An 18,677-nucleotide genomic window follows, 5' to 3' on the forward strand; every position below is an offset into this window, starting at 1 on the left:
AGAAGGCGAAAGAATATAACTACCTTATATGGAGGCGATTTATTATGACAGTGAAAATAGCGATTAACGGATTTGGACGAATTGGCCGATTGGTGCTTCGAGAAGCATTTGCAACTAAGGATATGGAAGTAGTGGCAATCAATGATTTGACGGACGCAGCCATGTTGGCTCATTTATTGAAATATGATTCAGTACACGGTATTTTCGATGCAGACGTGCAATCAGATGAATCTTCCATTCGTGTAAATGACAAAAAGATTAGTGTATTTGCAGAAAAAGATCCTGCGAACCTACCTTGGAAAGACCTTGGGGTAGATATCGTTATCGATTGTACAGGTGTTTTCCGTTCAAAAGAAGGTTTGCAAAAACACTTGGATGCAGGCGCGAAGAAAGTCATCTTGTCGGCTCCAGCGCAAGGTGAAATGACTACACTTGTGATGGGTGTTAATGAAGGAACGTATGATGCGGCGAATGACAACATCGTATCGAACGCGTCTTGTACGACGAACTGTTTAGCGCCTATTGTGAAAGTGTTGAACGATTCATTCGGTATTAAGCGCGGTATGATGACGACCATTCACTCGTATACGAACGACCAGAAAATTCTTGATCTTCCACACTCCGACTACCGACGTGCGCGTGCGGCTGGTGTGTCGATGATTCCGACTTCAACGGGTGCAGCTTCCGCTGTAACGAAAGTTATTCCTGAATTGAAAGGAAAACTAGATGGAATGGCAGTGCGTGTGCCGACTCCGAATGTTTCACTTGTTGACTTTGTGACAGAACTAGAAAAAGAAGTAACAGTAGAAGATGTGAATAGTGCATTGAAGAAAGCGTCCGAAGGTGAATTACAAGGACTTCTATATTTCAGTGATTTGCCACTCGTATCTGTTGATTACAATGGAAACACTGCATCTTCCACAGTAGACGGTTTGTCTACAATGGTCATGGAAGGCAATATGGTGAAAGTCATTTCTTGGTACGATAATGAGTCCGGTTACTCCGCTCGTTGTATCGATTTAGCACGATATATGAACGAACAAGGTCTATAAGTAGAGAAAACCATGAATTCTGTTATAAATCGTAGCCATTCCACAACTAACCGATTATAATGAATAAATATGGGTGAGAGGAACGGAGAACCCCGTTCCTCTTTTTGTATTTAAGCCGAGGAGGACTTATTGAATGAACATGAAAAAGACAATTAGGGATATTACATTGGACGGTCAGCGCGTATTTTGTCGCGTAGATTTCAACGTACCGATGGAAGATGGAAAGGTAACGGATGATACGCGCATTCGAGCGGCACTACCAACAATTGAATACATGACAAACGCGGGGGCAAAAGTTATTTTAGCTAGCCACCTAGGACGGCCTAAAGGTGAAGTGCAAGAAGATATGCGTTTGACACCTGCTGGCGATAAATTGTCTGAGCTTCTAGGTAAAACAGTGAAGAAACTCGATTCATCGATCGGTGAAGAAGTGGAGAAAGCGATTGCAGAAATGAAAGATGGCGACGTGATTTTGCTTGAAAACGTTCGCTTTAATCCAGGCGAAGAGAAGAATGATGCTGAACTATCCAAGCAATTTGCAAAACTTGCCGACGTCTTTGTGAATGACGCATTTGGAACAGCGCACCGCGCACATGCTTCTACCGCTGGAATTGCAGAATACATACCTGGCGTTCTTGGCTTCTTACTCGAGAAAGAATTAGACGTTCTCGGAAAAGCATTGTCTCATCCCGATCGTCCTTTCACAGCGATTATAGGTGGCGCGAAAGTAAAAGACAAAATCGGCGTTATCGATAATTTGTTGGATAAAGTCGATAACTTGTTGATTGGTGGTGGATTGTCGTATACATTCACACGCGCACAAGGTCATGAAACTGGAGATTCTCTTGTAGAAGAAGATAAAGTAGAGTTGGCGAAGTCTTTCATTGAAAAGGCGAAGCGAAAGGCAGTCACTCTATACTTGCCGACAGATGCAGTCGTAGCGAATACGTTTGCTGCGGATGCAGAAACTAAAACGGTTTCAGTCGATGCCATTACAGAAGGCTGGATGGGTCTTGATATCGGGCCGGAAACTGCAAAGCGCTATGAGCAAGTCATTAAAGACTCACGGTTTGTCATTTGGAACGGGCCGATGGGTGTGTTCGAAATGGAACCGTTCGCAAACGGAACGAAAACTGTGGCGGACGCAATGGCGGAAACGTCTGCGTATACGGTAATTGGTGGAGGCGACTCTGCGGCGGCTGTTGAGAAGTTTGAAGTAGCCGACCAAATGGATCACGTATCCACTGGTGGCGGTGCTTCACTCGAATTCATGGAAGGCAAAGAGTTGCCAGGAGTAGCTGTATTACAAGATCGAGAATAAGGAGGAATTCTTTTGCGAAAACGAATCATTGCGGGCAACTGGAAAATGTTTAAATTATCTAGGGAAGCTGCAGAATTTGCGGAACATATTAAAGAACAACTCACGGCGTCAGATCAAGTCGAAGCAGTCATCTGCCCACCGGCATTGTATCTGAACGATTTACTGCAACGTTTTGAAACGACTGCGATCAAAGTAGGCGCTCAAACGATGCATGATACAGACGAAGGGGCATTCACTGGCGAAATTAGCCCGGCTATGCTTGAAGACTTAGGGGTACAGTATGTCATTCTTGGACATTCTGAACGTCGTCAATACTTCAATGAAACAGACGATACAGTGAATCAAAAAGTACTCGCAGCGTTCAACCATCATTTGGTTCCGATCATCTGTGTAGGCGAAACATTGGATCAGCGCGAAGCACTTGAAACGGTTTCAATCGTCTCTGCGCAAGTGGAAAAAGCGTTTTTCGGTGTCACTGCGGAACAAGCGAAACAGTCCGTCATTGCGTATGAACCTATCTGGGCGATCGGCACAGGCAAAACAGCAACAGCTGAAGATGCCAATGAAGTATGTGCAGCGATCCGTCATAAGATCGAAACACTCTACTCATCAGACGTGGCGAATGCAGTCCGCATTCAATATGGTGGTAGTGTAAAACCAGAAAATATTGCTGAATTGCTAAGCAAAGATCATATCGACGGTGCATTAGTAGGAGGAGCAAGTCTTGATCCGACCGCATTCGTTAAATTAGTGGAGGCTGGGACTCATGGCGAATAAACCGGTCGCGTTAATTATCTTGGACGGTTTCGGCTTACGAGATGAAACGTACGGCAACGCGGTAGCGCACGCCAACATTCCAAACTTTGACTTGCTGTGGGAGAACTACCCACACGCAACATTGACGGCATGTGGAGAAGCAGTAGGGTTACCAGAAGGACAAATGGGGAACTCTGAAGTGGGGCACTTGAACATTGGTGCTGGACGTATCGTCTATCAAAGCTTGACGCGTATCAATAAGTCGATTCGTGAAGGCGAATTCTTTGCCAACGCGGCATTGCTTGAAACGATGGAGCATGTCAAAATGAAAGGCTCTGCGCTTCACGTAATGGGCCTATTGTCTGACGGTGGCGTTCATAGTCATTATGAGCATTTATTCGCTTTATTGAAGATGGCGAAAGAACACGGTGTAGAGCGTGTCTACTTGCATGCATTCCTCGATGGCCGTGACGTAGGACCAACGACGGCTCTTCCGTATATTAAACGTACGGAAGACGTGATGGAAGAAGTCGGTGTCGGTCAGATTGCGACTGTGTCCGGCAGATATTTTGCGATGGACCGCGACAAGCGATGGGAACGGGTGCAGAAAACGTATGACGCTATGGTGTATGGAATCGGACCACATTGTGATTCAGCAGAAGAAGGAATCCGAGCTTCTTATGCCGAAGAAATACATGATGAGTTTGTCGAGCCGTTTGTCATTCAACAAGACGGCAAACCGGTGGCGACGATTGACAATGGAGATGCGGTGATCTTCTTCAATTTCCGTCCAGACCGTGCGATTCAATTGTCACGTGCTCTCACGCAACCTGACTTTGATGGCTTTGATCGAGGCGTGAAAAAATTTACGGACTTACATTTTGTTGGCTTTACGCATTATAATGATGATGTAGTAGCGGACATTGTATTCCATAATGTCAATTTAACCAAAACAATCGGTGAAGTGCTTGAAGACCAAGGCAAGCGTCAGTTGCGGATTGCGGAAACGGAAAAGTATCCACATGTGACGTTCTTTATGAGTGGCGGACGCGAAGAGAAGTTTGAAGGAGAAACACGAATTCTAATCAATTCGCCGAAAGTCGCGACGTATGATTTGAAACCGGAAATGAGCGCATACGAAGTGACGGATGCGTTAGTTGCCGAAATCGAAGCGGAACGACAAGATGCTATTATCCTAAACTTTGCGAATCCGGATATGGTCGGCCATAGCGGAATGCTAGAGCCCACTGTAAAAGCGATTGAAACGGTCGATACTTGTTTAGGCCGAATCATTGACGCTTTATCGGCAAAAGGCGGATCTGCTATCATCACAGCGGATCACGGCAATGCGGATGAAGTAACGACAATCGGTGGACAACCTATGACAGCGCACACGACAAATCCTGTACCTGTCATTGTCACGAATCCAGATGTCGTACTGCGCACAGACGGTATTCTTGCAGACTTGGCACCGACGCTATTGAAAATGTTAGGAATTCCACAACCGGTTGAAATGACCGGAAAACCATTATTCTAAGGAGAGATTTTCATGCCAATCATTACCCACATTCAAGCTAGAGAAGTATTGGATTCACGAGGCAATCCAACTGTAGAAGTAGAAGTATTCACAGAAAGCGGTGCCTTTGGACGTGCCATCGTACCATCTGGTGCATCTACTGGGGAGTATGAAGCGGTAGAATTACGTGACGGCGACGAAAATCGTTATAACGGTAAAGGTGTATTGAAAGCCGTAGATCACGTCAATGAAGTCATCTCTTCTGAATTCGAAGAAAACTATTCCGTATTGGATCAAGTTGTAATCGACAGAGCATTAATCGAACTTGATGGTACAGAGAATAAAGGCAAACTCGGTGCTAACGCCATTCTTGGTGTATCTATGGCGGTTGCACACGCAGCAGCAGACTACTTAGACGTTCCGTTGTACCAGTACCTTGGCGGCTTCAATGCGAAGCAATTGCCAGTACCGATGATGAATATCTTAAACGGTGGAGAGCACGCAGATAACAACGTCGACATCCAGGAATTCATGATTATGCCAGTTGGCGCAGAATCTTTCCGTCATGCACTTCGCATGGGTACGGAAATTTTCCACAGCCTAAAATCTGTTCTTCATGGCAAAGGCTTGAACACAGCAGTTGGAGACGAAGGCGGATTTGCTCCGAACCTGGCTTCTAACGAAGAAGCACTTTCTACAATTATCGAAGCAATTGAAAAAGCAGGTTACAAAGCTGGCGAAGATATTTTGCTTGCTATGGACGTAGCTTCTTCTGAGTTCTATGATAAAGACCAAAACAACTACTACCTTGCAGGTGAAGATATCCGTAAAACATCTGAAGAGATGGTTGCTTGGTATGAAGAGCTTTGCGACAAGTACCCAATCGTATCTATTGAAGACGGCTTGGACGAGAACGACTGGGATGGCCACAAGCTATTGACAGAGCGTCTTGGTAACAAAGTGCAATTAGTGGGTGACGATCTATTTGTTACAAACACAGAGAAACTATCACGCGGAATCAAAGAAGGCATCGGCAACTCGATCCTGATCAAAGTGAACCAAATCGGTACATTGACTGAAACATTCGATGCGATTGAAATGGCGAAACGCGCGGGCTATACAGCAGTCATCTCTCACCGTTCAGGTGAATCAGAAGACGTGACGATTGCGGACATCGCAGTTGCGACAAACGCTGGCCAAATTAAAACAGGTGCACCTTCTCGTTCGGATCGTGTCGCGAAGTACAATCAATTGCTTCGTATCGAAGATCAATTATTTGAAACTGCACAGTACCTAGGCAAAGATACATTCTATAATTTGAATAAATAATTGTAACTAGTACCAGTCAATCGGCGCAATTCGTAACAAAAGGTTGTGCCGAGAGACTTGCTTTGGTAGAATAGAAATGTTGTAACTTGCTATTTTTGGAGGTGGAAAAACATGCATGCAGTTTTCACAGCATCGCTGATAGTCGTAGCTATAGCATTAATAGTAGTCGTTTTATTGCAATCCGGTAAGAGTGCGGGACTGTCAGGGGCCATCTCCGGAGGCGCAGAGCAACTTTTCGGAAAACAAAAAGCACGTGGATTAGATCTCGTTCTACAAAGAGCGACAATCGTCTTATCCGTCTTATTTTTTGTCCTAACCATTGCGATCATGAAAATATAAAATGTAAGCGCCTGACCATGTTTGAACGGTCAGGCGCTTTTCGTAGAAAGGAACGAAAAACATGCGAATTGCCCAACCGAAACCATTCTTCTTTCAACATGGAAAACGTGCGGTATTACTGTTGCATGGTTTCACAGGAACATCCGCGGACGTGCGGATGCTCGGCCGCTTCCTTGAAAAACACAATTATACTTCATTGGCACCGCATTACCGCGGTCATGGAGTACCGCCTGAAGAATTGATCAAGACGAATCCTGACCAGTGGTGGGAAGATGTAGTCGATGCATATAATCAGCTAAAAGAGGCAGGATATGATGAGATTGCTGTGGCGGGATTATCACTTGGTGGTGTATTTTCATTGAAGCTCGCAACACAATTTCCGCTAAAAGGCATCGTGACGATGTGTGCACCGATGACGATGAAAACCACTGACTTGATGTGGTCAGGCGTGCTGAAATATGCACGGGACTACAAAAATTTCGCAGGTCAATCAGACGAGCAAATCAAATTAGAAATGGACGATTTGAAAACGAAGTCGATGCCGGGCCTTGACGGTTTACAATCCATGGTCCAAGACGTGCGCGATCAAGTCGACTGCATCTATACACCATTACTCGTGGTTCAATCGCGTCACGACGATGTAATTGATCCGAACTCTGCACAAATTATTTACGACGAAGCACAATCCACAGAAAAAGAACTACAATGGTACGAAGAATCAGGACATGTCATTACACTAGGTCCCGAAAAAGCACAACTTCACGAAAACGTACTACATTTTTTAGAATCCCTTGATTGGCAAGAGTGAAATTAGGGGAAGATATAACTAAAGGAAAAAAGGAGGAGATGATTGTTTGGAACCAAATATAAAAGAGTTACAAGAACGGGTTTTGTCTTTATTAAAAGAAAAATCCTATATGCCGTCCACTGTCCACGAGATTTCAGAAGCACTCAACTTAGAACAGGCGGACGACTTTAAAGATCTAGTGAAAATGCTCGTACAATTAGAACAGAACGGAAAAATCGTTCGTTCGCGCAATAACCGCTACGGCTTACCTGAACAAATGAATCTTCTTCGCGGAAAATTCATCGGTCATGCAAAAGGCTTCGGCTTTGTCGTACCAGAAGAAGTGGAGGGCGATGATGTCTTCATCCCACCTCATGAAGTAAACGGCGCGATGAATGGCGATATCGTCTTCGTACGCGTATCCGACAGCTCATTCGGAGATCGTCGCGAAGGCGTCATCACGAAAGTCGTCGAGCGTAAAACTACGCAAGTTGTCGGAACGTATCAAGCACATGAAGGATATGGTTTCGTCTTGCCGGATGACAAGAAATTGCCGATGGATTTGTATATCGAAAAAGGTCATTCATTGGAAGCGGTAGACGGTCAAAAAGTTATCGCGGAAATCACCAACTGGCCGAGCGATGAAAACAATGCAACGGGCATGATCACACAGATTCTCGGGCATAAAAATGACCCGGGTGTAGACATCCTATCGATCATTCACAAACATGGCATTGCGATCGAATTCCCTGAAGACGTCATGGAACACGCGAACAGTGTACCGACGACAGTTCAGCCAGAAGACTTCGAAGGCCGTAGAGATTTACGTAAAGAATTGACGATGACTATTGACGGGGCCGACGCAAAAGACTTGGATGATGCGATTTCAGTCTTCAAAGAAGACAACGGATCCTATCGTCTATTTGTGCATATCTCAGACGTAAGCTACTATGTCACGGAGAACTCTCCAATGGACGTAGAGGCAGCAGACCGTGGCACGAGTGTCTATCTTACGGACCGCGTCATTCCGATGTTACCGCATCGTTTGTCTAACGGCATTTGTTCCATTAATCCAGGAGAAGACCGCTTGACACTAACATGCGAAATGAAAGTCGATTCAAATGGTAAAGTCATTGACCATGATATTTATCCAAGTGTCATCAACTCGAGTTATCGTATGACATATGATGATGTCTACCAAATCATCGATCATCAAGACGAAGAACTATCGAAGAAATACGAAGAAATCGTACCGATGCTAAACGATATGGCGAAACTGGCTAGCAATTTCCGTCAAAAGCGTAAAAACCGTGGCGCTATCGATTTTGATTTCAAAGAATCCAAAATTCTCGTAGATGAAGATGGCTGGCCGACAGACGTGATCATTATTGAGCGTACAGTTTCTGAACGTTTGATCGAAGAGTTCATGTTAGCTGCCAATGAAACCGTTGCAGAGCACTTAGATCGGATGAAAGTACCTTTCTTATACCGAATCCACGAAGATCCAAAAGAAGAGAAATTACAGCGCTTCTTTGAGTTCCTTACTACATTCGGAATCGTCGTAAAAGGAACAGGTAAACAAGTAGATTCAGGTGCATTGCAAGAAATTGTGGAATCCATTGAAGGATTGCCAGAAGAATCTCTAATCTCGACAATGCTATTGCGTTCGATGCAACAAGCGAAGTATTTTGAAGACAGCATCGGTCACTTCGGTTTAGCGACGGAGTACTACACGCACTTCACCGCACCGATCAGAAGATATCCTGACTTAATCGTTCACCGTCTCATTCGCACGTATTTATTCAATAAAGACAAGTCGGCACAAACGGTTGCCCATTGGTCTGCTGAACTGCCTGAAATTGCTCGTCACACGTCTGAACGTGAACGTCGTGCAGTAGATGCAGAGCGTGATACGGACGCATTGAAAAAAGCACAGTTTATGGTCGATAAAGTGGGGGAAGAGTTTGAAGGGGTCATTTCGTCTGTTACGAACTTCGGTATCTTTGTGGAACTTCCGAATACGATCGAAGGACTTGTGCATGTCAAGAACATGAACGACGACTATTATCGTTTCGATGATCGTCAAATGATGATGATCGGGGAACGTACAGCAAAACAATACCGTATCGGGGACGAAGTAAAAGTGCGTGTGACTTCTGTTAAGCCAGAAGAGCAAGCAGTAGACTTCGAAATCGTGGGAATGAAAGAAAACTTCAGAGGCTCTCGTAAAGAGACACCAAAAGTCATCCAAGCTGGCAGAGGCAAGAGCCGTGGCCAAGGTGCAGGTAGAGGAAGAAGTCAAGGTACTAGTACTAAACCGAGTGCGGGTGGCGGAGCGAAAAGTTCCAGCGACAAGCGCAATAAAAAGTACGAAAAGCCAAAGAAGAAGTTTTATGAAGGTATGCCAAAGAAATCTAAGAAACGACCGAAGAAAAAATAAGACTGGAGCGTGTCTCCGGTCTTCTGTCAGGGAGGAAGTTGCATGGCCAAAGGAACTGGAAAAGTACTCGCCGTCAATAAAAAGGCGAACTTTGATTACGCAATTGAAGAAACGATTGAAGCAGGAATCGTGTTAAAAGGAACAGAAATTAAATCGATCCGCAAAGGGAAAGTTCAGTTGCGCGATGCATTTATATTAATCCGTAATAACGAAGCATGGCTGTCGAATATGCATATTAGCCCTTATGAACAAGGGAATATTCATAACCATGACCCGGTTCGTGTGCGTAAGTTACTGTTGCATAAAAAACAAATTGCTTCACTCGCAGGCACGATGAAAGAACAAGGTTATTCGATCATCCCGTTGAAAATGTATATTAAAAACGGTTTCGCTAAAGTATTAATTGGCGTAGGTAAAGGGAAGAAACTCTATGATAAGCGCCAAGACTTGAAAGAAAAAGAGCATAAGCGCGATATGCAAAGAGCTTTTAAAGCCAATCAACAAGATTGATAATCCTGCCGATTTATTGTATACTAGATGAAGTATCAAGTACGACCCGCCGTTTTAAGTGAAACGGGCCTGGGTTCCGGACTTTCCTTCGGGGACGTTACGGATTCGACAGGGGTGGTCTGGGCTTGAGCCGCGCGTCGGAGGGATCGTCTCCGTCAGAAACGACAGTTAATAATAACTGGCAAAACAAACAACAACCTAGCATTCGCAGCATAAGCTGTTGAATCTACCTTCCGTTTCCATCGCTCATGTGGAGGCGTAAGGTTCACTTATAGTGAGCTACGATGACATCTGCATTCTGAGGCTGTCATAAGAGATTCCCGGAATAGCGCACAGGAAGCCCTGATTGATGGCATAATGCTTGCGCGAAACCAAATGATCAATCTACACGCGTAGACGCTGAAGTAGCAGAGCCTTTGGACGTGGGTTCGACTCCCACCGTCTCCATATTACTGTATATGGGTAACCCACTAGCATTTAGTTGCTGGTGGGTTTTTTGATGGGGATTTTTTGTAGGTGCGGGCTTGGTTTGCGGCGGGGGAATAGGATTCGGCGGAAGAGAGGAGGACCGCGCCAAAAAGGGGACACATCGCGCTAAACTGGCTTGTGACCGCGCTAAAAGTGATCATGACCGCGCAAATGTTATGTTGTTCCGCGCCATTTGCTGTCACAATCGCGCTAAAGTGTAAACGAACCGCGCTATAGTGCTGCGGTCACCATTATTTATAATAGGTTACTAGGTCTACAAAAAAATGAATTTAATTATGTATTATCTCTGAGTTGTATACGGACCAAGTATCCTCATCAACATAGGGTAAAAGAATCAGTTAATAAGGTACCAAATCCCAACACAAATCAGAAACAATTCTAAATCAGACTAAAGTTGTGTGACGGCATGATACTTTCTGTACATTAAACCTCTATCCCCGCAATCCCAAATCCTCCAGGACCAGAATGTGACGAAATCATCGCGCCCGCTTCAATCCAAAGACTATTTTCAAATCCTTTTTCCAGTGCAATTTCATTGATCTGTTCTATGATAGTTTCACTAAGTCCGATAGAGTATATAAAATAAATTTGCTGTCTATCAATGTCGTATTGCTGTAAATAATCAAGTAGTAAACTTTCAGCCACTTTGCTCATTTTCCCACGATATTTTTTAGTCGAAACAAGCTTACCTTCCACTAATTCAATACATGGTTTGATTTTTAACAAAGCTCCGCCAAGATACGCCATGTTGCTGACTCGTCCGCCAGCTCTTAAAAAATCTAAGCTACCCGGAAGGAAGGCAAGTCTTGCTTTTGGAACCTTTACTTCGATTTTTTCTAGCAAGTGGATAGGATCCATTTCAGGTTCCTCCTCCAGCAGAGCAACCGCATACATAATAACTGCAGTTAATCCGCCTGTAACGTTTAATGCATCGATTAAATAAATATCCTCTACATCTTCCGCTGCTGTTAACGCATTTTGATAGGAAACAGATGCCTTTGATGTATAGCCTATATGAACGATTGTATGATCAGGAAATTCTGTTCGAATCTTTTTGAAGAACTCTTGGTACTCATGAGTGTTCGTGGCCGCGGTGGACGGTATTTTTTTGGTTCGGTCGTAAAAATCAAAGATATCTTTTACAGGTAGGTGACCGTCTAAATAGTCTTGGCCATCCATGATGACGTGCATGGGTACTACTTGTATAGTATGTTTCTTTGCTAGGAAGTCCGGCAAGTCGGCACCGCTTTCGGTTGTTAGGATGATTTTATTCACTATGTGTCGCCTCCAGTTCGTATTTTATTGGATGTGTGGTTATTGAGTTTAGTTTAACTATACATGATAGATAGGTGACGTATGTTGGAATTTATGAAATATGTAAAAGCATAAATAAGTTATCTGGGTGAAAAACAAACTTGAAAGTTTAAACATTCATGGAATTTTGTTATGTAGGTATCTTTCATTACTTAGACTCCTACAGTTTTGACATGAAAATTCTTAATCCAGATAGGTAAATGTAATGGTATACGAACAAAGAAGATTTAATATTAATTCACTAGATATATTAACTGGTGAGTTTTTTGCTTTTAAATCTATAAACTCATGTCAACTTTAGAATTTCCATTATTCTACTATCATATTTCACGAAAATTGTTATAATTAGTACTAAAGAATTAAAAAGTAGGTGGAAAAATGTCAGCTATTGAAATATTATCATGGCCATTCCAGAAGAGTGCTATTAATCAAATCAATAATAAACAAGACTTTTTAAATTATCCTGTCATTTATATTTTGAATGGAAAGAAAGAAGCGTATATAGGTGAAACTGTTCAATTCAAGAATCGTATGAAAGATCATATGAAAAATAGGGGGAATATAAACGAAATAAACTTAATTAAACATGATGAGTTCAATCGTTCTGCAACGTTTCACTTAGAAACAAAGTTAATCAACTACTTTTTAGGTGATGAAAAGTTTACACTTCAAAATAAAAGTAAGACTGCAAGTGACTTTACGCATAACTATTATAATAAGCCACATTATGATCAATATATTTTCCAAGAGCTGTGGAGAAAGTTGCATGAACGTCAATTAGTAAATAATAATCTGGATACTATTGAAAATAAAGACATTTTCAAGTTGTCACCTTATAAGGAATTGACGCTAGAACAAATTGATTTAAAAGATAAAGTGCTAAAGTTCTGTGAGAAGAAAGTTCTCGCGGAATCAGATGATTTCGTTAGTCTATTAGTGGTTGAAGGAGAAGCAGGCACTGGAAAAAGTGTTGTGCTAAGTTCTATATTCAACACCATTCAGGAGCGAGCAACAGAAATATCCTCAAACTTTTATGGATCGGAAAACTACTTAGTTGTAAATCATGAAGAAATGTACAAGACATACAAAGGTATTGCTAAGCGGGTAAAGCATTTAAAAGCTAAGAACTTTGCAAAGCCAACTCCTCTTATTAACAGACTGCAGAAAGAGAGTAAGAAAGCAGACATCATTTTTGTAGATGAAGCTCACTTATTACTGACCAAGCAAGATACATATAACAACTTTTATGGCGAAAATCAGCTAGAGGAATTACTTAAGCTCGCCAAAGTGGTAGTGATAATTTATGACCAAGATCAGGTCTTGAAACTTAAGAGTCTATGGGGTGTAGGTGTGCTGGAAGGGTTAAAGAAAAAGAGTACTTATCATGAAGAATACCAACTGACAAATCAATTTCGAATGCAGGCAAATGATGACGTAATTAATTGGATTAATGATTTTAAATGCAAAAAGTTAACGCCGTTACCGAGCGATGAGAAATATGAATTAAAAGTATTTGAGACGTTAGAAGAAATGCATAAAAAAATCAAATTGAAAAACGATAAATTTGGCTTGAGTCGCATTGTATCTACTTTTGATTATTTGCACAAGAAAGACGGAAAAACTTACTACGTAAGTGAGTCTAACGGTGATTACAAGATGCGTTGGAATACTACCAGCACTAAATATACATGGGCTGAAAAACCAGAAACGATTAACGAAGCGGGTTCTATTTATACGATACAAGGCTTTGACTTAAACTATGTAGGCGTTGTTTTAGGTCCATCCGTTCAATATGATGCTTTAAAAGATGAACTTATTATTGATACTAGTAAGTATATGGACAAAGGTGCTTATACGGGAATGGACGGCATTGAGGATGTGAATAAGGCTAAAGAGAAGATTGTATTGAACTCTATTAATGTATTGATGAAAAGAGGAATTAAGGGACTTTATATATATGCTAGTGATAAGGCGTTAAGAGAGAAGTTATTGGAGTATCAAGATTTATATAATTGAAGAATAATTACAAACCTATGAGGTTAAAAGTAAAATAAAACAATTATTAAGGAGAAATAAAATGGAGATGTATTACTATATATTTAAGCTAAATGTTCAACCAAATATAATTAATAGTTTTAAAAAAGATGGCAGCCTAGATTATTTACTTACAAAGCTAATTCCAGATGTTTTAGACCAAGCTGTAGGTATTAAGGAGGGAAAGAACATAAACTTATTAGAAATAGTTCCTGAGAAAAAAACTGATAAAGATTTCTACAAAAAGTTTAACCAATTAGAGATAGATACTAATAAACTGTATGATTATTACAAAGCTATATTAAAGAAATATAAAGAAACTGAAGAAATATATTATGAAAAAGACTTTTTAAATTTAAATGAAAAATGTATACGGCATAGGATTAGTTTAGAAAGAATATATCCAAACCTAAAGATGTCGTATAATTTAATTACGGATGAAGAGATTTATGAAAAATTTAAATTTGAATTTGACAATAAAATAGGTACTGGTATTAAACACATAAATAAGTTTTATAAATTAAAATTATATATAGAAAAAAGTAAGGATAAATTAATAAATCCACTCAATCTCCAAGCTTACTATAACCCTACAAAGGAATATATACTTGTGAAAAGTCATTCTGAAACTGATGCACAATATTACATAACTGCTTTAGAAAAAACATTGAATAACAATCAAAATACTAACGAGAAGATTGGGAGAATAAATATTAATCCTGTATATGAATTTATATCATTTGAAAAAGAAGAGTACTCAGAGATTAGCTTTGTAATAGTATATCCAAACGGGAACCCACCATTAGATCGACATGATATATTAAAGAATACAGAGGCAAAAGAAGTGAAAACAGTTATTTATGGAGCAGATGATCAACCTTTGAAACCTGAAACAATTGAAAGTGAATTAAATAGACAGGCAAAGTTGGGTTACTTAAAATCACTAGTTACAAAAGGACGTGGGAAAGGAAAAGCAGTAGTGAAAAAAATCAGAAGAACTAAAATTTTGGATAGGATTTTGTAAAGGGGGAGATTACTCAGATGGAAGGAAACTTTTATAAAAATCCATTAGTGATAATTTGGAAAGCAAAGAATAATTTAATGCCATTGTACTTAGTGGTAATAGCGTTAATATTCTTAGTGGGAACAATAGTTGGAGCATTTTACATAGATATTATAGATTTTTCTTCTTTTCAAATAGAAGAGTATTTTTCTGTTTCATCTACAGGTTTAACACTTACTCTAGCACTTTTTGTTGCTGGTAAAAGTGCATTCAATAAAGAAGAATTAAAAGTATTAGCACAATATGAAAATAAAGAATTTAAAAAAGGTCAAGCATTAATAGATTTCATAGGTCCTTATGTATTTACCTCGGCATTATTTTTGGCGACAGGTTTAGTATCAGTTTTTGGACCATTTATAAAAGTAAACCTAGATCCAATTATTTTAGTCCTAATGAAGATATTTTATATTAACTTGTTGAGTTTAGGCTTGCTGAGTTTATTTAATTTAGTTATAACAATGTTGAATGATGTTTATTCAGCAGCTAACAGAAATTAAGTAAGAATGTCCCTATCATTAAACATAGTACCTGTGTGAGAAACAAACATGAATATTTATACAATCAAGAGAGTTATGCGCACATAAATATGGTACCAGGTCCCAATAATAATCAGAAACAATTTTGAATTAGACTAGAGTTGTGTGAGGACCTGGTACTTACTTACCTGTAAGAACGGCTTGCGCGTCGAACTAAAGAGCATTATCAATTAACAGACGAGATAGCAAAGCGTAAGGTGGATTTCGTTAGTATTCAAGACAGCTTTGACCCAACTACTCCAACCAGATGTACTATGTTCGGGATGCTTGCCGTCTTTGCCGAATTTGAGCGTGATTTTATCCAGCAACGTACAAGAGCTGGACTGGAGGTTGCTCGCAAACGTGGACGTATTGGAGGATGCCCTGCCATGGATACCGACACGAAACAACGGATTGTAAAGTTATTTAATAATAGCGAAAGCGCCCCTGATATTGCGAAAGAGTATGAAATTGTGCGTAGTAAAGTTTATAAGATTTTAAACGCGGTAGGCATATGATTATAGACAACAAAATGTACTAATTATGATTATTTTGTCCCTAAGTAATAAATCTTGCACAAGTTGAGTACCAAAAGCTTATCACTTCATAAATCCTGGATAATTAATACTAAGTAATACAGTCTTCAGAAATCAGAGGTGTTATACTAATTATACTAACCGAATTAATGTACAGCGATTGGACTAGTAGGACTGGTTGATTGTGAACAGCTGATTGAATATCACACTCTCTATTGTGCCTAACAACACGGTCTCGTTATTATTCTGTTTGGTACAACAGAATAATAATTTGGTGACGTAGCGGAAAAAGGTTGCTATATTCCCTACATTTTAAGTTTGATATTTATTTTTAACTTTTTTCAATGAATTAATGCAGCTAAATAACATGCCTAATGTTTCAATAAGCATTCAACTTTGCCTATCGGATTGGAATGGTAAAGACTTTTATCAATATAGGAGCATTCCTGTTAGAAGCTTTTTGAGGCACTTGAACACAAAGAGCCCTCTTGGTATGATGCGGGGTGTCAAATCTGCACGAATTGACCCCTAATTTGTATACCAAGGAGGACTCAACATGAATTTTACGCAAAACGCTAAAATTAATCAAGTTACAGTAACATTTATCGATTTAGCACTACACAAGCAGTATATTTATTTAACTTACTTGCTAAGTAAACTACCACGTGGTCGAGGAAATAAAGATGTTTATTTAGCAGAGGATGTCGCACTTGAATACTACCGCGATCAAAAAATATTTGAAGGCAGCGTTGAGCTTAAGAAAACGGGCGGTGTAGACCTTGATCCACAGAAACACGGAGCTGGTGGTGCATTTGAAGATAAAAAGGTACAATTATCGAGTATTTTAGATAAGTTAAATGAACGGTTTGGCACACAATTCACAGAAACAGATTTCCTTTCTTGTGAGCAAGTGAAAGAGGATGTGTTAAATGATGAAGACCTTCGCCAAAAAGCAACGAACAATACAAAAGAGAATTTTAAATCGCTTTCGAAAAAACATTCATGGATTTCGTCATCGGCCGTATGAGCAGCAACCAGGACTTCTTTATGAAAATACCGGAGAACAATGAGTTTAAGTCTTATATCATGGAAGATATGATGCATGAGGTTTATGGAGAGGCGAATGGAGAAGGCGGTGTACTTTGAAGTTATTTTATAAAGAAGAAAAATTCAGACCATATTTTATCGGTGCTTTTACAGTTACTATTGCTTTATTTTTAGTTCTGTGGAATTTGTTGTTTTTTGATATAGGAATGAAACGTGATAAAGTTTACTTTACTTTATTCTTTTTATTAAGTTTAGCTGTAACTTTAATCTTTTATATATTGCATAGAAATGGTAATTTCGTATTTTCGAGTAATAAATCTGCAACCTTTATTCAGACAGCTGTTGGCTATGGTTTGACATTTTGTGCATTTTTGGCTACTATAGTATCCTTCATACCAGGTATCGGTGAGATGAAAGATAAAGTTTATTTAAGTATACTTTTCGCTCTCACGCTCATTATATCTTTTATTTATGACAATTTAGCGAAAAAATATAATACATTATTAACGAATCTTGAAAGTGATACTAAAGATCTTATAAATTCATATCATCAGCTAAAAGAGTATGAAATTAATGAAAGTTATAAACGTGCTTTTGCTGATTTTACAAGATATACAAATTATGTATGTGGTGTACAAGTTTATAATTATCATTTACTTCCTAAAATTAGCGGGGGTTCAATCAAAATTGAGTATGAAAATGGAAGCATGCAAGAAGGCGTTAATATAAATGCAATAATCCAACATTACTATGACTATAAGTCTGAAACTATCAAACAATTAAAGCAATTTATTTTAGATGCAAGGATCAATAAGGATATAAATGATGCAGGCAGATTATTGAATACAATAAGTGAGGAAATAAGGCAAACGGAATATAAAGATGATGCTTTGATAGCAGTCTGGATTATTATAGTAGATGAAATAATACTATTTGGTATGAGAATTAACAAAAAAGCAGTTTTTGAGGAATTTGTAGAAACGTTTTTTCCTCAAGAAGGATTGCGCTTAAATAAGAAAATAGGGTTATTTAAATTCATTTTGTACTCTGATATACTTAAATTAAAAAGTCGAGAAGAATTCACTTATAAAAATGATAACCCTCTCAAAGAAAATAGGAAGTATGTTGCAGTTAAAGCGATTTCTGATAAGGGTGTAAAAAAAGTTTTATTAGTCATTATAGATACTAAAGATTTAGATGACGATGCAAAAGAATCTTTTGTAGATGACATAATTGAAGTTCTAAAGGGTATATTAGATAGTAACAACTTATTTAAGTTGACATACACTATTAAGGACGGAAAGGGTGAAGCACATGACAACTTCAGAAAAATCTCAAATGAATATTAAAAAGAATGAGACGGATTTTGATAAGCTTCGAGATGACTTTATTCGGGTTTTAGCTGATTTTGGTGTAAAAAAAGTGGAAGACATTCCTGTAGGTAGTCATAGAAAACCTGAAAAGTCCGATCATGGTGTGTGGATTATTAAGTAAGGTTTTGTTTTAAAATCGTCATAGATAAATTCTCTATGGCGATTTTATTTTAATTCGTAGTTAAAAGCGAAGTAAATGTTTTCTTCGAAGGGCTAAAAACCCTTATAAAAACTGCTATTATAGCAATTGAAGGTA

15 protein-coding genes, 1 other RNA gene and 2 pseudogenes are annotated in these 18,677 nt (G+C 39.6%); 17 read left to right on the top strand and 1 reads right to left on the bottom strand.

Translation table 11 applies throughout. The features are described 5' to 3' along the window. The first annotated feature begins 44 nt into the window (after window positions 1–44). The 10 genes from gap (at window position 45) to ssrA (ending at window position 10,500) form a co-directional block, all read left to right on the top strand. Window positions 45–1,052 carry a type I glyceraldehyde-3-phosphate dehydrogenase gene (gene gap, locus CSV60_RS11765; RefSeq protein WP_099637115.1) on the top strand — a complete coding sequence of 336 codons (1,008 nt, stop codon included), beginning with the start codon at window positions 45–47 and terminating at the stop codon, window positions 1,050–1,052. Between the two features lie 133 nt (window positions 1,053–1,185). Further along, window positions 1,186–2,373 (top strand): phosphoglycerate kinase, encoded by a 1,188-nt coding sequence (locus CSV60_RS11770; RefSeq protein WP_099630673.1) that lies wholly within the window; start codon window positions 1,186–1,188, stop codon window positions 2,371–2,373. 12 nt (window positions 2,374–2,385) lie between these two features. Next, window positions 2,386–3,150 carry a triose-phosphate isomerase gene (gene tpiA, locus CSV60_RS11775; protein ID WP_099637116.1) on the top strand — a complete coding sequence of 255 codons (765 nt, stop codon included), beginning with the start codon at window positions 2,386–2,388 and terminating at the stop codon, window positions 3,148–3,150. Then, window positions 3,140–4,666, top strand: coding sequence for a 2,3-bisphosphoglycerate-independent phosphoglycerate mutase (gene gpmI / locus CSV60_RS11780; protein WP_099630675.1), 1,527 nt, complete (start codon window positions 3,140–3,142; stop codon window positions 4,664–4,666). Before tpiA ends, gpmI begins: the two co-directional genes overlap by 11 nt. A gap of 12 nt (window positions 4,667–4,678) precedes the next feature. Further along, the gene (eno, locus tag CSV60_RS11785) at window positions 4,679–5,974 is read left to right on the top strand and encodes a phosphopyruvate hydratase (protein ID WP_099630676.1); all 1,296 of its coding nucleotides are present in this window, start codon (window positions 4,679–4,681) and stop codon (window positions 5,972–5,974) included. Between the two features lie 111 nt (window positions 5,975–6,085). Continuing rightward, window positions 6,086–6,313, top strand: a complete 228-nt coding sequence (gene secG / locus CSV60_RS11790) for a preprotein translocase subunit SecG (protein ID WP_029054061.1) — start codon at window positions 6,086–6,088, stop codon at window positions 6,311–6,313. 61 nt (window positions 6,314–6,374) lie between these two features. Continuing rightward, entirely contained in the window at window positions 6,375–7,121 is a 747-nt protein-coding gene (locus tag CSV60_RS11795; RefSeq protein ID WP_099637117.1) for an alpha/beta hydrolase, read from the top strand. 109 nt (window positions 7,122–7,230) lie between these two features. Continuing rightward, window positions 7,231–9,540, top strand: coding sequence for a ribonuclease R (rnr, locus tag CSV60_RS11800; protein ID WP_233189614.1), 2,310 nt, complete (start codon window positions 7,231–7,233; stop codon window positions 9,538–9,540). Window positions 9,541–9,582: 42 nt separating this feature from the next. Beyond that, window positions 9,583–10,050 carry an SsrA-binding protein SmpB gene (smpB, locus tag CSV60_RS11805; RefSeq protein WP_099627435.1) on the top strand — a complete coding sequence of 156 codons (468 nt, stop codon included), beginning with the start codon at window positions 9,583–9,585 and terminating at the stop codon, window positions 10,048–10,050. Window positions 10,051–10,140: 90 nt separating this feature from the next. Continuing rightward, window positions 10,141–10,500: a transfer-messenger RNA gene (ssrA, locus tag CSV60_RS11810) on the top strand. A 462-nt stretch (window positions 10,501–10,962) separates the two neighbouring features. On the opposite strand, the gene CSV60_RS11815 is transcribed toward ssrA, so the two are convergent. After that, window positions 10,963–11,814 carry a DegV family protein gene (locus CSV60_RS11815; protein ID WP_099637119.1) on the bottom strand — a complete coding sequence of 284 codons (852 nt, stop codon included), beginning with the start codon at window positions 11,812–11,814 and terminating at the stop codon, window positions 10,963–10,965. Between the two features lie 417 nt (window positions 11,815–12,231). Between CSV60_RS11815 and CSV60_RS11820 the strand changes: the two genes are divergently transcribed. The 7 genes and pseudogenes from CSV60_RS11820 to CSV60_RS11850 all read left to right on the top strand — a co-directional run bounded on the left by CSV60_RS11820 (window position 12,232) and on the right by CSV60_RS11850 (window position 18,542). Further along, complete coding sequence (locus tag CSV60_RS11820) at window positions 12,232–13,869, top strand: DUF2075 domain-containing protein (RefSeq protein ID WP_199175279.1); 1,638 nt, start codon at window positions 12,232–12,234, stop codon at window positions 13,867–13,869. A gap of 61 nt (window positions 13,870–13,930) precedes the next feature. Continuing rightward, window positions 13,931–14,911, top strand: a complete 981-nt coding sequence (locus tag CSV60_RS11825) for a hypothetical protein (protein ID WP_099637120.1) — start codon at window positions 13,931–13,933, stop codon at window positions 14,909–14,911. A gap of 17 nt (window positions 14,912–14,928) precedes the next feature. Further along, complete coding sequence (locus CSV60_RS11830; RefSeq protein ID WP_099637121.1) at window positions 14,929–15,447, top strand: hypothetical protein; 519 nt, start codon at window positions 14,929–14,931, stop codon at window positions 15,445–15,447. Window positions 15,448–15,635: 188 nt separating this feature from the next. Continuing rightward, window positions 15,636–15,983, top strand: a pseudogene (locus tag CSV60_RS11835) (recombinase family protein); the annotation flags it as partial. 613 nt (window positions 15,984–16,596) lie between these two features. Then, window positions 16,597–17,147, top strand: a pseudogene (locus CSV60_RS11840) (type I restriction endonuclease subunit R); the annotation flags it as partial. After that, a complete protein-coding gene (locus tag CSV60_RS11845; RefSeq protein WP_099637122.1) occupies window positions 17,144–18,397 on the top strand; it encodes a Got1/Sft2-like family vesicle transport protein in 1,254 nt (417 codons plus the stop codon). The pseudogene CSV60_RS11840 and the gene CSV60_RS11845, both read left to right, overlap by 4 nt. Then, window positions 18,363–18,542, top strand: coding sequence for a hypothetical protein (locus tag CSV60_RS11850; protein WP_099637123.1), 180 nt, complete (start codon window positions 18,363–18,365; stop codon window positions 18,540–18,542). The genes CSV60_RS11845 and CSV60_RS11850 overlap by 35 nt, the downstream gene beginning before the upstream one ends. The last annotated feature ends 135 nt before the right edge of the window (window positions 18,543–18,677 follow it).

Origin of the sequence: Sporosarcina sp. P7, from assembly GCF_002743425.1 — a bacterium.
In the GTDB taxonomy this organism is placed as follows: Bacteria; Bacillota; Bacilli; order Bacillales_A; family Planococcaceae; genus Sporosarcina.

Bases quoted from the DNA above. Each gene is read 5' to 3' on its own strand.
- gap (WP_099637115.1), top strand. From the start codon at position 45: ATGACAGTGAAAATAGCGATTAACGGATTTGGACGAATTGGCCGATTG.
- CSV60_RS11770 (WP_099630673.1), top strand. From the start codon at position 1,186: ATGAACATGAAAAAGACAATTAGGGATATTACATTGGACGGTCAGCGC.
- gpmI (WP_099630675.1), top strand. From the start codon at position 3,140: ATGGCGAATAAACCGGTCGCGTTAATTATCTTGGACGGTTTCGGCTTA.
- eno (WP_099630676.1), top strand. From the start codon at position 4,679: ATGCCAATCATTACCCACATTCAAGCTAGAGAAGTATTGGATTCACGA.
- secG (WP_029054061.1), top strand. From the start codon at position 6,086: ATGCATGCAGTTTTCACAGCATCGCTGATAGTCGTAGCTATAGCATTA.
- CSV60_RS11795 (WP_099637117.1), top strand. From the start codon at position 6,375: ATGCGAATTGCCCAACCGAAACCATTCTTCTTTCAACATGGAAAACGT.
- rnr (WP_233189614.1), top strand. From the start codon at position 7,231: ATGCCGTCCACTGTCCACGAGATTTCAGAAGCACTCAACTTAGAACAG.
- smpB (WP_099627435.1), top strand. From the start codon at position 9,583: ATGGCCAAAGGAACTGGAAAAGTACTCGCCGTCAATAAAAAGGCGAAC.
- CSV60_RS11820 (WP_199175279.1), top strand. From the start codon at position 12,232: ATGTCAGCTATTGAAATATTATCATGGCCATTCCAGAAGAGTGCTATT.
- CSV60_RS11825 (WP_099637120.1), top strand. From the start codon at position 13,931: ATGGAGATGTATTACTATATATTTAAGCTAAATGTTCAACCAAATATA.
- CSV60_RS11830 (WP_099637121.1), top strand. From the start codon at position 14,929: ATGGAAGGAAACTTTTATAAAAATCCATTAGTGATAATTTGGAAAGCA.
- CSV60_RS11850 (WP_099637123.1), top strand. From the start codon at position 18,363: ATGACAACTTCAGAAAAATCTCAAATGAATATTAAAAAGAATGAGACG.